The organism is Streptomyces sp. NPDC005393, from assembly GCF_040606675.1.
Classification (GTDB): domain Bacteria; phylum Actinomycetota; class Actinomycetes; order Streptomycetales; family Streptomycetaceae; genus Streptomyces.
Genome location: NZ_JBEXFG010000019.1, coordinates 22,230 through 35,531, shown reverse-complemented (window position 1 = coordinate 35,531; position 13,302 = coordinate 22,230). Strand labels below are relative to the sequence as shown.

Here is a 13,302-nt window from a genome sequence, read left to right as displayed (position 1 = left end):
GGCCGGGCCCGGGGCCCAGGGTGTCCGCGGAGTCCGTCGCCTCGTCCATCGCCCGCCGCCTCCTAGCCCTCCGGCATCGAAGGGCTTAACGGACGGAGGGCACGCGAGGTGTCGCGGACCCGCTCTCAGGCGTCGCGCACGAGCCGTTCTCAGTCGTTGCTCGGGCCGCCGAGCTGGATGCCCGCCATGCGCGTCCACTCGTAACGACCGGTGCGGACCTTCGCGGCCAGGTCGCCGTCGAAGTCGTTCTGGAGGGTGAGCCCGGCGATCTCGGCGGCGCGGCGGGCGCTCTCCCGCGTGGGGGCGACGAGGGTGCCCCACTCGCCGTTGGCACCGACCAGGGCGATCCGGACGGTGCCGCGGCCGATATGGGCGAGCTGGCCCTCGGCGCTGCCGCCGTGGCTCGTGGCGAAGGCCGTGATCTGGTGGGCGAGCCGCTTGGCCCGCTTCTCGTCCTTGGAGGGCTTGGCGGGCTTGCCGCTCTCGACCGTCTCCGCCGTCTCCGCCTGGGTGGTGTCTGCCATACAGCCGATGCTACCCGCCGGTAATCACCGCAGGAAGGGGTCCACGGCGATGGCGACGAAGAGCAGCGACACATAGGTGATCGACCAGTGGAACAGCCGCATCTCCCTGAGCTTCGCGCCCGTGACCTCGGCCTTGGCGCGCGCGTGGAGCGCATGCGCCTCCTTCAGCCACATCCCGCCCAGCACGGCCGCCACGACCGGGTAGAACCAGCCGGTGTAGCCCAGCGGCCACAGCAGCAGCGAGACGCCGACCATGGCCCAGCTGTAGAGGACGATCTGCCGGGCGACCGCCTTGTTGCCCGCGATGACCGGCAGCATCGGCACGCCCGCGCGCTCGTAGTCGTCCTTGACCTTCATCGACAGCGGCCAGTAGTGCGGCGGCGTCCAGAAGAAGATGACCAGGAAGAGGATCAGCGAGGCCCAGGAGACCGAGTCGGTGACCGCCGACCAGCCGATGAAGACGGGCATGCATCCGGCGATCCCGCCCCAGACGATGTTCTGCGAGGTACGCCGCTTGAGCCACATGGTATAGACGACGACGTAGAAGACCAGCGCACCGAGCGACAGCATCGCGGACAGCGGGTTGACCAGCACCCAGAACCAGGCCGTCGACCCCACGGTGAGCGCGGAGGCGAAGACGAGGCATTCGCGCGGGGAGACCATGCCGGTCACGAGCGGGCGCTGCGCGGTGCGGTCCATGAGCGCGTCGATGTCGCGGTCGTAATACATGTTGAACGCCGCCGCGCCGCCGGCCGACAGATAGCCGCCGACGCAGGTCGCGAGGACCAGCCACAGATCCGGGACGCCCTCGGCCGCCAGGAACATCACCGGCACGGTCGTCATCAGCAGCAGTTCGATGACGCGCGGCTTCGTCAGCGCCACGAACGCCTTGACACGGGCCCCGAACGGCCGGTGACCGGAGCTCGTATCGCTTGTCTCGAGCACCCCCGCAGGACGGGATTCGACGGCCGTCACGCACACCCCTGGTGGAAGCAAGAACCAGCAAGCACCGGACATGAAGAGCCGGTAAAGACTTGCGCGTACCACGCCACTCTAGACGTACGGGATACGCCGCCCGCCCCCGGGGTCCGGTCGTGTTGGCGGCGCCCAGGGGAATGCGGCAACCCCCTGGAATCGTTCCTTATCTCGTCGGGACGAACTCGAAAAGATGACCGTTGTTCCAGGGGTAGGCTCGACACCGCCGGTGTGCATACGGTCACCGGATTCCGACATTGTGGAGAGGAGCCCTGACTCAGGGTGAGCACCAAGCCGACTGCCACAGACCTCGAGTGGACCGATCTGGACCAGCGGGCCGTGGACACCGCCCGCGTCCTGGCCATGGATTCCGTACAGAAGGTCGGTAACGGCCACCCTGGCACGGCCATGAGTCTGGCGCCCGCCGCATACCTTCTCTTCCAGAAGCTGATGCGGCATGACCCCTCCGACGCAGGCTGGGCGGGCCGCGACCGGTTCGTCCTGTCCCCCGGGCACACCAGCCTGACCCTCTACATCCAGCTCTACCTGGCCGGCTTCGGCCTGGAGCTCGAGGATCTGAAGTCGTTCCGCACCTGGGGCAGCCTGACCCCGGGCCACCCGGAGCACGGGCACACCACCGGTGTGGAGACCACCACCGGCCCGCTCGGCCAGGGCATCGCCAACGCGGTGGGCATGGCGATGGCCGCCCGCTACGAGCGTGGACTGTTCGACCCGGAGGCGCCCGAGGGCGCCTCTCCGTTCGACCACACCATCTGGGCGATCGTCTCGGACGGCGACCTGGAGGAGGGCATCTCCGCCGAGGCTTCCTCGCTGGCCGGCCACCAGAAGCTCGGCAACATCGTCGCCCTCTACGACGACAACCACATCTCGATCGAGGGCGACACCGCCACCGCCCTCTCCGAGGACGTCCTGAAGCGCTACGAGGCGTACGGCTGGCACGTCCAGCGCATCGAGCAGGGCTCTGACGGCGACTTCGACATCCAGCAGCTGCACGCGGCGCTCACGGCGGCGCAGGCCGAGACCGAGCGCCCCTCGATCATCGCGGCCCGCACGATCATCGCCTGGCCCGCCCCGAACGCGCAGAACACCGAGGCGTCGCACGGCTCGGCCCTCGGCGCCGACGAGGTGGCCGCCACCAAGCGCGTCCTCGGCTTCGACCCCGAGCAGCACTTCCAGGTCGACACGGACGTCATCAACCACACCCGCGGCCTCGTCGAGCGTGGCCGTCTGGCGCACGCCGCCTGGGACAAGAAGCTCCAGGAGTGGCGGAACAACAACCCCGAGCGGGCCGCCGAGTTCGACCGGATCACCGCGGGCGAGCTGCCCGAGGGCTGGGAGAGCGTGCTGCCCGTCTTCGAGGCGGGCAAGGATGTCGCCACCCGTAAGGCGTCCGGCCAGGTGCTCAAGGTGCTCGGCGGGGTCATCCCCGAGCTGTGGGGCGGCTCGGCCGACCTCGCGGGCTCGAACAACACCACCATCGACGCGTCGTCGTCCTTCCTCCCGAAGGACAACCCGCTGCCGGAGGCCGACCCGTACGGCCGCACGATCCACTTCGGCATCCGCGAGCACGCCATGGGTTCGACCATGAACGGCATCGCGCTGCACGGCAACACCCGGGTCTACGGCGGCACCTTCCTCGTCTTCTCCGACTACATGCGCCCGGCCGTCCGGCTCGCCGCGCTGATGAAGCTGCCGGTCACCTACGTGTGGACGCACGACTCCATCGGCCTCGGCGAGGACGGCCCGACCCACCAGCCGGTCGAGCACCTGTCCGCGCTGCGCGCCATCCCGGGCCTGAACATCGTCCGCCCGGCCGACGCCAACGAGACGGCCATCGCCTGGCGCGAGATCACCCGCCGCCACGGCGACAAGCCGGCCCCGCACGGCCTCGCGCTCACCCGGCAGAACGTGCCGACGTACGAGCCCAACGAGGACGCCGCCAAGGGTGGTTACGTCCTCTTCGAGGCCGAAGGGCCCGAAGGGCGGAGCACAGCACCGCAGGTGATCCTGATCGGCACCGGCTCCGAGGTCCAGCTCGCCGTCGAGGCGCGGGAGCAGCTGCAGGCGGCCGGGGTTCCGACCCGGGTCGTGTCGATGCCCTCGGTCGAGTGGTTCGAAGAGCAGGACAAGGGGTACCGCGACAGCGTGCTGCCGCCGTCCGTGAAGGCTCGAGTGGCCGTCGAGGCCGGCATCGGCCTGACCTGGTACCGCTTCGTCGGTGAGGCCGGCCGCATCGTCTCGCTGGAGCACTTCGGCGCCTCCGCCGACTACAAGGTGCTCTACCGGGAGTTCGGTCTGACCTCCGAGGCCGTGGTCACCGCCGCCCGCGAGTCCCTCGACGCCGCCGGGCGCTGACGTCCGCAGACGACTAGTAGCGACGAGTAGGAGATACTCCCCATGACTGAGGCACTGAAGCGGCTGGCCGACGAAGGCGTCGCGATCTGGCTCGACGACCTTTCGCGTAAGCGGATCACCACCGGCAATCTCGCCGAGCTGATCGACCAGCAGCACGTGGTCGGCGTGACCACGAACCCGTCGATCTTCCAGAAGGCGATCTCCAGCGGCGACGGCTACGAGCAGCAGCTCGCCGACCTCGCGGTCCGTAAGGTCACCGTCGAGGAAGCCGTCCGCATGATCACCACGGCGGACGTCCGCGACGCCGCCGACATCCTGCGGCCCGTCCACGACGCGACGGGCGGCCAGGACGGCCGGGTCTCCATCGAGGTCGACCCGCGGCTGGCCCACAACACGGCCGCCACCATCGCCGAGGCCAAGCAGCTGGCCTGGCTGGTGGACCGGCCCAACACCTTCATCAAGATCCCCGCGACCCAGGCGGGGCTCCCCGCGATCACCGAGGTGATCGGCCTGGGGATCAGCGTCAATGTCACGCTGATCTTCTCCCTGGAGCGCTACCGCGCGGTCATGGACGCGTTCCTGACCGGTCTGGAGAAGGCCAAGGCCGCGGGCCTGGACCTCTCCAAGATCCACTCGGTGGCGTCCTTCTTCGTCTCCCGCGTGGACACCGAGATCGACAAGCGCATCGACAAGATCGGCACCGACGAGGCCAAGGCGCTGCGCGGCAAGGCCGCCATCGCCAACGCCCGGCTCGCCTACCAGGCGTACGAGGAGGTCTTCAGCTCCGACCGCTGGGCCGCCCTGGACCGGGCGGGCGCCAACAAGCAGCGTCCGCTGTGGGCCTCGACCGGCGTCAAGGACCCGGCGTACAAGGACACGATGTACGTCGAGGAGCTGGTCGCCCCGGGCACGGTGAACACCATGCCGGAGGCCACCTTGGAGGCCGTCGCCGACCACGGCGAGATCCGGGGTGACACCGTGCGCGGCACCTACGAGCAGGCCAAGGCCGACCTCGACGCGCTGGCCTCCATCGGGATCTCGTACGACGAGGTCGTCCAGCTCCTGGAGGACGAGGGCGTCGAGAAGTTCGAGGCGTCCTGGAACGACCTGCTGAAGTCCACTGAGGCGGAGCTGAACCGTCTCGCACCTTCGGAGGCGTGAAGACCTTGACCAGCAGCAGCAATCCGCTGCGTGACCCCCGGGACCGACGGCTCCCGCGTATCGCGGGGCCGTCCGGCCTGGTCATCTTCGGCGTCACGGGCGACCTGTCCCGTAAGAAGCTGATGCCGGCCATCTACGACCTGGCCAACCGCGGTCTGCTGCCGCCGGGCTTCTCGCTCGTCGGCTTCGCCCGCCGCGACTGGGAGAACGAGGACTTCGCCCAGGTCGTGCACGACGCGGTGAAGGAGCATGCGCGGACCCCGTTCCGCGAGGAGGTCTGGCAGCAGCTCGCCGAGGGCTTCCGCTTCGTGCCGGGCGAGTTCTCCGACGACGAGGCGTTCGACAAGCTGCGGGCGACCATAGAAGAGCTCGACAAGGCGCGCGGCACCGGCGGAAACTTCGCCTTCTATCTGTCGGTCCCGCCGAAGTTCTTCCCCACCGTCGTCCAGCAGCTCAAGAAGCACGGGCTGTCGGAAGGGCCCAAGGACTCCTGGCGGCGCGCGGTCATCGAGAAGCCCTTCGGCCACGACCTGAAGAGCGCACAGGAGCTCAACCAGGTCGTCCACGAGGTCTTCCGGCCGAGCGACGTCTTCCGCATCGATCACTACCTGGGCAAGGAGACGGTCCAGAACATCCTGGCGCTGCGCTTCGCCAACACGATGTTCGAGCCGATCTGGAACCGGTCGTACGTGGACCATGTACAGATCACCATGGCCGAGGACATCGGCATCGGCGGCCGCGCGGGCTACTACGACGGCATCGGCGCGGCCCGCGACGTCATCCAGAACCATCTGCTGCAGCTCCTCGCGCTGACCGCCATGGAGGAGCCCACCTCCTTCGAGGCGGACCCGCTGGTCACCGAGAAGCTGAAGGCGCTCAAGGCCGTCAAGCTGCCCAAGGACCTGGGCAAGTACACCGTGCGCGGCCAGTACGCCCACGGCTGGCAGGGCGGCCAGGAGGTGCGCGGCTACCTGGAGGAGGAGGGCATCGACCCCAACTCCAAGACCGACACCTACGCGGCGATCAAGCTGGAGATCGACAACCGCCGCTGGGCGGGCGTCCCCTTCTACCTGCGCGCGGGCAAGCGGCTCGGGCGGCGGGTCACCGAGATCGCCGTGGTCTTCCAGCGCGCCCCGCACTCCCCCTTCGACGCCACCGACACCCAGGAGCTCGGGCAGAACGCCCTGGTCATCCGGGTGCAGCCGGACGAGGGCGTCACCATCCGGTTCGGCTCCAAGGTGCCCGGCACCTCCATGGAGATCCGGGACGTGACGATGGACTTCCAGTACGGCGAGTCCTTCACCGAGTCCAGCCCCGAGGCGTACGAGCGGCTGCTGCTCGATGTGCTGCTGGGCGATGCCAACCTCTTCCCCCGGCACCAGGAGGTCGAGGAGTCCTGGCGGATCCTGGACCCGATCGAGGAGTTCTGGGAGAAGCACGGCAAGCCCGAGCAGTACACGGCCGGGACCTGGGGGCCGAAGGCCGCGGACGAGATGCTCGCACGAGACGGACGGAGCTGGCGGCGGCCATGAACATCGATCTCACGGACACCACGTCCAGCCGGATCAACTCCGCTCTGGTCCAGGCGCGCCGGTCCACCGGCACCCCGGCCGTCGGCATGGTGCTCACCCTCGTCATCGTCACCGATGAGGGCAATCACTACGACGCGCTGAGGGCCGCGAGCGAGGCGTCCAAGGAGCACCCCTCGCGCACCCTGGTCGTCATCAAGCGGCCGGGCCGGTCGCCGCGCGACCGCAAGATGGCCCGGCTGGACGCCGAGGTGCGGGTCGGCGGGGAGACGGGCACCGGCGAGACGGTGCTGCTGCGGCTGCACGGCGAGCTCGCCAACCACGCCCAGTCGGTCGTCCTGCCGCTGCTGCTGCCGGACGCCCCGGTGGTGCTGTGGTGGCCCGAGGACGCCCCGGAGCACCCCGCCGACGACCTGCTCGGGCAGCTGGCCCAGCGCCGGATCACCGACGCCCAGGCCACCGAGGACCCGGTCGCGACGCTGGGCCTGCGGGCCGAGACGTACACCCCGGGCGACACCGATCTGGCCTGGACGCGGATCACCCCGTGGCGCAGCGTGCTCGCGGCCGCGCTGGACCAGAAGCACTCCCCGATCACCTCCGCGGTCGTCGAGGGCGAGGCGTACAACCCGAGCAGCGAGCTGCTCGCGCTGTGGCTCGCCGAGCGGCTGCGGGTGCCGGTCCGGCGCGAGGTCTCGGACGGCCCCGGGCTGACCGCGGTACGGCTGGAGACCGCCGACGGCGTGATCTGCCTGGACCGTGCGAACGGTTCGCTGGCCGAGCTGGCGATGCCGGGCCAGCCGGACCGCCATGTCGCGCTCCACCGGCGTGAGATGTCGGAGCTGATCGCCGAGGAGCTGCGCCGGCTGGACCCGGACGAGATGTATGCCACGTCGGTGAAGTTCGGCGTGAGCAAGCTCGGCGGGGTGGGGACGCTGGAGCGGGACGCCAAGGCCGCCCCGGCGACCGAGCTGGCGCCGCCGCAGTCGGACCGGCCGCCGCTGCCGAGCCGGGACACGGACGCCGCACCGGCGCACGTACCCGCGTCGCCGAAGAACCCGCCGCAGGCACCGGCGCAGCCGCCGAAGCCCCATCCCCCGGCGCGGGCCGCGGAACAGAAGCCGAACGGCAAGACGGGGGACGGAAAGGCGGACAAGTGACCGCGCCGCAGGTCGTCGTCCACCGCGACAAGGAGCTGATGGCCCAGGCCGCGGCGGCCCGGCTGATCACGAAGATCGTGGACGCCCAGGCCGCCCGCGGCTCCGCCTCCGTCGTCCTCACCGGCGGGCGCAACGGCAACGGCCTGCTGGCCGCGATCGCCGCGTCCCCGGCGCGCGACGCGGTGGACTGGTCGCGCCTGGACCTGTGGTGGGGCGATGAGCGGTTCCTGCCGGAGGGCCATCCGGAGCGGAACGTCACCCAGGCCCGGGAGGCGCTGCTGGACGCGGTGGAGCTGGATCCGGCGCGGGTGCATCCGATGCCGGCGTCGGACGGTCCCTACGGCGATGTGGACGCCGCCGCGGAGGCGTACGCCGCCGAGCTGGCGCGGGCCGCGCGGCCCGAGAACCACGGCGCCGTGCCCTCCTTCGACGTCCTGCTGCTGGGCGTCGGCCCGGACACCCATGTCGCCTCGCTCTTCCCCGAGATGCCCGCCGTCCGGGAGACCGAGCGGACGGTGGTCGGGGTGCGCGGCGCGCCCAAGCCGCCGCCGGTCCGGATCTCGCTGACCCTGCCCGCGATCCGGGCGGCACGGGAGGTGTGGCTGCTGGCGGCCGGCGAGGACAAGGCGAAGGCGGTCACCATCGCTCTGTCGGGGGCCGGGGAGTTCCAGGCTCCGGCGGCGGGGGCGTACGGCCGCAGCCGTACGCTGTGGCTGCTGGACCGGGCCGCGGCGGCGGGACTGCCGCGCGAGCTCTACCCCCCGGCGTCGCCATAAGGCGTGAGCCGTCGGCCATAAGGGCGATATGACGATCGATCCCCCGTGCGCGCCGTGCTGCACGGGGGATCGTCGCGTCCGGGGGCGCTCTTGCTCAACGGCCGTGCAGCGAGCGGTAGGTGGCGACCAGATGCTCGGTGGAGGTGTCGAGACCCGGCACCGCGGCGCCCTCGGTCACGGCGGGCTCGAGCCGCTTGGCGAGGACCTTGCCGAGCTCCACGCCCCACTGGTCGAAGGAGTCGATGTTCCAGACGGCGCCCTGGACGAACACCTTGTGCTCGTAGAGGGCGACCAGCTGGCCCAGCACCGACGGGGTGAGCTCGCTGGCGAGGATCGTGGTGGTGGGGCGGTTGCCGGGGAACGTCCTGTGCGGCACCAGCTCCGGGGGCACGCCCTCGGCGGCGACCTCTTCCGCGGTCTTGCCGAAGGCCAGCGCCTGGCCCTGGGCGAAGAGATTGGCCATCAGCAGATCGTGCTGGGGGACGAGTCGGGAGGGAAAGCCCTCCACCGGACGGGCGAACCCGATCAGATCGGCCGGGACGAGCTTGGTGCCCTGGTGGAGCAGCTGGAAGTAGGCGTGCTGGCCGTTGGTGCCGGGGGTGCCCCAGACCACCGGGCCGGTCTGCCAGCTGACCGGGTTGCCGTCCCGGTCCACGGACTTGCCGTTGGACTCCATGTCCAGCTGCTGCAGATAGGCGGGGAATTTCGCCAGATAGTGGCTGTACGGCAGGACGGCGTGCGACTGCGCGTCATGGAAGTCGTCGTACCAGATGCCCAGCAGGCCCAGCAGCAGCGGTACGTTCTGCTCCGGCGGGGCGGTGGCGAAGTGCTCGTCGACGAGATGGAAGCCGGCCAGCATCTCGCGGAAGTGGTCCGGGCCGATGGCGAGCATCAGGGAGAGGCCGATGGCCGAGTCGAAGGAGTAGCGCCCGCCGACCCAGTCCCAGAACACGAACATGTTGTCCGTGTCGATGCCGAACTCGGCGACCTTCTCCGCGTTGGTCGACACCGCCACGAAGTGCTTGGCGACGGCCTCCCCGCCGGCCCCCAGCCCGGTCAGCAGCCAGTCGCGGGCGACGGTGGCGTTGGTGATGGTCTCGATGGTGGTGAAGGTCTTGGAGGCGACGATGAACAGCGTCTCGGCCGGGTCCAGGTCATGCACCGCCTCGTGCAGATCCGCGCCGTCCACGTTCGAGATGAACCGGAACCGCATCGAGCGGTCGGTGTAGGGGAGCAGTGCCTCGTAGGCCATCGCAGGGCCCAGGTCGGAGCCGCCGATGCCAATGTTCACGATGTTCTTGATGGGCTTGCCGGTGTGGCCGGTCCAGTCGCCCGACTTGATGCGGTCGTGGAAGACGGCCATCTTGTAGAGCACCGCGTGCACCTCACCGACGACATCCTCGCCGTCCACCATGATGGGCGTCGAGCGCGGCGCGCGCAGCGCGATGTGCAGCACCCGGCGGTTCTCGGTGGTGTTGATCCTCTCGCCGCGGAACATGGCGTCCCGCAGCTCGGCCACCCCGGTCGCCGCGGCCAGCTCGCGCAGCAGCCTCAGCGTCTCGTCCGTCACCAGGTGCTTGGAGTAGTCGACATGGAGATCGCCGACCTGAACGGTGAGCCGGCGACCGCGCTCCGGGTCATTGGCGAACAGCTCGCGCAGATGCGCGTCACCCAGCTCCTTGCGGTGTTCGGCCAGCGCATGCCACTCCGGCAGCTGGTCGAGCCTGGTGCGGCCTTCAGCGTTCATCTCGGACATCAGCCCACTTCTCGTCGGTGCCTGGCCCCCGTGGCACCAACCTAATTGATGGCGGTCCGCATTCCTGGAACGAGGGGCGCCAGACCGCAGGCGAAGAGCACCGCGGCCCCCAGCGCCGGGGTGTTCAACCCCCACGCCGCCGCCATCACCCCGCCGAGCAGGGCGCCGAGGGGGGCGCCGGCGATCGACAGCGTACGGAACGCGGCGCTCACCCGGCCGAGCGTCTCGGCGGGGCTGCGCTGCTGCATCATCGTCACCTGGGTGACATTCCAGACGATCCCCGCGAGGCCGAACAGGCCCATGGCGGCGACGGCGGCCGACAGGCTCCGTATCGCCCCGAGAGCGGTCAGGGCGCCGATCTGGACGGTCCCGCACACCATGATGACGCGGGTCCGCCCCAGCCATTCGGTCAGCCGCGCGGCCACCAGCCCCCCGGTCACGCTCCCGATCCCGTACACCGTGATGACCGCCGCATAGCCGGTGTTCCCGGCGTCGAGCCAGCCGGTGATGTGCAGTACGAGGGTGGCGATGAGCGCGCCGATGCCGATGTTGCACAGCATGGTGGACGCGCACAGCGCCCGCAGCAGCCGGTCCCGCCACAGCACGCCGATGCCCTCGGCCATATCGCGCCGTATCGACCGGCCCGGCGGGCGCGGCGCGCGCTCGGCGGGTGCCGCCCCGAGCGAGCCGACCAGGGCGGCGGCGATCAGATAGGTGGCCGCGTCCGCCGCGTACGGCATGGCGGCGCCGAGCCCCAGCAGCACCGGCACCAGCGGGGCGCCCACGAACCGGCCCATGACCTCCTGGCCGGTCATCAGCCGGGCGTTGGCCCGGCCCAGCGCCTCCTGCCCCACCACGGACGGCAGCAGGGCCGTGGCCGCGTTGTCGAAGAGCGTCTGCAGCGTGGTCAGGGCGAACCCGAGCGCGAGCAGCAGCCCGATGGTGGCGTGGCCCGTCCACACCGCGAAGGCGAACCCCGCCATCAGGGCGGCCCGCACCCCGTCCACCACCCACATCGCCCGCCGCTGGTCCACCCGGTCGGCGATCGCCCCGCCGATCAGCCCGAAGAGCAGCCAGGGCAGAAATCCGCAGGCCGTCACGAGCGACACCAAAACGGGCGAATCGGTCAGGGAGACGGCCAGCAGCGGCAGCGCCGCCCCGCGCAGCGCATCCCCGAACCGGGAGACGACCGCGGCCGCCCACAGCCGCCCGAACCCCCCGCGCCAGGCGGGCACCGCCGCCGGCGCCCGCTCCCCACCCCTTTGGATCAGCACCCCGTGACCGTAGCCCCCGCCACCGACAACGGCCCGGCCGCGCACCCCCCTGAGAGGGTTCCCGGCCGGGCCGTCGTACCGCGCGCTCGCTCGCGGTGGGTCTAGATCTCGCCCCGCAGCTTGGCGAGTGCCTCGGCGAGAATCGCCTCGCCGTCGGCATCACTGCGCCGCTCCCGCACATACGCCAGATGCGTCTTGTACGGCTCGGTGCGCGGCGGGTCCGGCGGATTGTCCCGGTCCTTGCCGGCCGGGAAGCCACAGCGGGGGCAGTCCCACGTGTCCGGAATCTGCGCGTCGCTGGCGAAGCTCGGCACGGTCTCGTGCCCGTTCGAGCACCAGAAGGAGATGCGCAGGCGCGGTGCCGATTCGCCTCGCTCGGCTTCTCCCATCGGCCCCGCTCCGACCCGACTTCCACGGATCGCGTTGCCACTTGCCACGGTCGTAACTCCCTGCGTGATGGTGCCGCGAAGCATCGATTGTCAGCCCCGCTGCCCGGCGCCCCAGTCTACGTAAGGCCCAACGCGCGTCCAGTGAGAGGAGTTACATCCGCCACCGAGGACGCCACCCCCATGATAGGCCGCTTATGGGCCACCCTGACGACGGTACGTCAGATATCGGGCGTCAGCCGGACCCGGATCGGGCCCCGCTCGAACCTCAGTCGAGCTTCATCAGCAGCCCGAGCACGACGATGCAGACGAACCACAGCAGCCCGATCACCACGGTGATGCGGTCCAGGTTGCGCTCGGCGACCGAGGAGCCGCCCACGGAGGACTGCATGCCGCCACCGAACATATCGGACAGGCCACCGCCCTTGCCCTTGTGCATGAGCACCAAGATCATCATCAGAATGCTGAAGATGATGAGGGCGATCGAGAACCCCATGATCACGGCTGGACCAACCTTCTCGGGCTTGTACGGACGTCGGGGGCCGGGCGGTGCCGATCGCACCACCACGACCCCCGACAGGGTACGACGACCCGCGCCCTACGGCCTACTCACTGGTCGCGGAAACGGACGATCTTGACGAATTCCTCCGCGTCCAGTGACGCGCCGCCGACCAGGGCGCCGTCCACATCCGGCTGCGCCATGATCGCGGCGACGTTCCCGGACTTCACCGAGCCGCCGTACTGGATGCGGACCTTGTCGGCCAGCTCCTGGCTGTAGAGCTCTGCGAGCCGGCCGCGGATCGCCCCGCAGACCTCCTGGGCGTCCTCGGGGGTGGCGACCTCGCCGGTGCCGATCGCCCAGACCGGCTCGTACGCGATCACGATGGTCTCGGCCTGCTCGGCCGGGACGTCCTTGAGACCGCCGTCGATCTGCGCGAGGGTGTGCGCGACCTGGTTGCCCGCCTTACGGACGTCCAGACCCTCCCCGACACACAGGATCGGGGTGAGGTCGTTGCGGAAGGCCGCCTTGACCTTGGCGTTGCAGAGCTCGTCGGTCTCACAGTGGTACTGACGCCGCTCGGAGTGCCCGACGACGACGTAGGCGCACTTGAGCTTGGAGAGCATCGGGCCGGAGATCTCGCCGGTGTACGCACCGGAGTCATGCGCGGAGATGTCCTGGGCACCGTACTTGATCTTCAGCTTGTCGCCGTCGACCAGCGTCTGCACCGACCGCAGATCGGTGAAGGGGGGCAGGACCGCGACCTCTGTGGCCTCGTAGTCCTTGTCGGCGAGCGCGAAGGCGAGCTTCTGGACGTGCGCGATGGCCTCGAGGTGGTTGAGGTTCATCTTCCAGTTGCCCGCCATCAGCGGCATACGGTCACTCACGG

Annotated in this window: 12 protein-coding genes; 5 read left to right on the top strand and 7 right to left on the bottom strand. The window is 70.1% G+C overall.

The window, feature by feature from the left end:
* Window positions 1–149: 149 nt before the first annotated feature.
* Window positions 150–524: a hypothetical protein gene (locus ABZS71_RS17870; protein WP_356211102.1), complete on the bottom strand. Its 375-nt coding sequence runs from the start codon at window positions 522–524 to the stop codon at window positions 150–152.
* 24 nt (window positions 525–548) lie between these two features.
* Window positions 549–1,499: a heme o synthase gene (locus ABZS71_RS17865; protein WP_356211099.1), complete on the bottom strand. Its 951-nt coding sequence runs from the start codon at window positions 1,497–1,499 to the stop codon at window positions 549–551.
* Between the two features lie 282 nt (window positions 1,500–1,781).
* Here ABZS71_RS17865 and tkt point away from each other — a divergent pair, with 282 nt between their 5' ends.
* From tkt to pgl, 5 genes are read left to right on the top strand one after another with little or no spacing between them, the layout of a single operon-like run.
* Window positions 1,782–3,875, top strand: coding sequence for a transketolase (tkt, locus tag ABZS71_RS17860; protein WP_356211096.1), 2,094 nt, complete (start codon window positions 1,782–1,784; stop codon window positions 3,873–3,875).
* 42 nt (window positions 3,876–3,917) lie between these two features.
* Window positions 3,918–5,036, top strand: a complete 1,119-nt coding sequence (gene tal, locus ABZS71_RS17855) for a transaldolase (protein WP_355847181.1) — start codon at window positions 3,918–3,920, stop codon at window positions 5,034–5,036.
* Complete coding sequence (gene zwf, locus ABZS71_RS17850; protein WP_355847178.1) at window positions 5,033–6,568, top strand: glucose-6-phosphate dehydrogenase; 1,536 nt, start codon at window positions 5,033–5,035, stop codon at window positions 6,566–6,568. Before tal ends, zwf begins: the two co-directional genes overlap by 4 nt.
* Entirely contained in the window at window positions 6,565–7,722 is a 1,158-nt protein-coding gene (opcA, locus tag ABZS71_RS17845) for a glucose-6-phosphate dehydrogenase assembly protein OpcA (protein WP_356211092.1), read from the top strand. The genes zwf and opcA overlap by 4 nt, the downstream gene beginning before the upstream one ends.
* Entirely contained in the window at window positions 7,719–8,498 is a 780-nt protein-coding gene (pgl, locus tag ABZS71_RS17840) for a 6-phosphogluconolactonase (protein ID WP_355847172.1), read from the top strand. The genes opcA and pgl overlap by 4 nt, the downstream gene beginning before the upstream one ends.
* Window positions 8,499–8,592: 94 nt before the next feature.
* Here the strand turns inward: pgl and pgi are convergent, their stop codons facing one another.
* From pgi to tpiA, 5 genes are all read right to left on the bottom strand, one after another.
* Window positions 8,593–10,245, bottom strand: a complete 1,653-nt coding sequence (pgi, locus tag ABZS71_RS17835; protein ID WP_356211246.1) for a glucose-6-phosphate isomerase — start codon at window positions 10,243–10,245, stop codon at window positions 8,593–8,595.
* A gap of 50 nt (window positions 10,246–10,295) precedes the next feature.
* The gene (locus ABZS71_RS17830) at window positions 10,296–11,525 is read right to left on the bottom strand and encodes an MFS transporter (protein WP_356211243.1); all 1,230 of its coding nucleotides are present in this window, start codon (window positions 11,523–11,525) and stop codon (window positions 10,296–10,298) included.
* 104 nt (window positions 11,526–11,629) lie between these two features.
* On the bottom strand, window positions 11,630–11,965 hold the full coding sequence (locus ABZS71_RS17825; protein ID WP_009718803.1) for an RNA polymerase-binding protein RbpA: 336 nt from the start codon (window positions 11,963–11,965) through the stop codon (window positions 11,630–11,632).
* Between the two features lie 217 nt (window positions 11,966–12,182).
* Window positions 12,183–12,410, bottom strand: a complete 228-nt coding sequence (gene secG / locus ABZS71_RS17820) for a preprotein translocase subunit SecG (RefSeq protein ID WP_355847423.1) — start codon at window positions 12,408–12,410, stop codon at window positions 12,183–12,185.
* A gap of 113 nt (window positions 12,411–12,523) precedes the next feature.
* Entirely contained in the window at window positions 12,524–13,300 is a 777-nt protein-coding gene (gene tpiA, locus ABZS71_RS17815) for a triose-phosphate isomerase (RefSeq protein WP_355847169.1), read from the bottom strand.
* Between the last annotated feature and the right edge of the window lie 2 nt (window positions 13,301–13,302).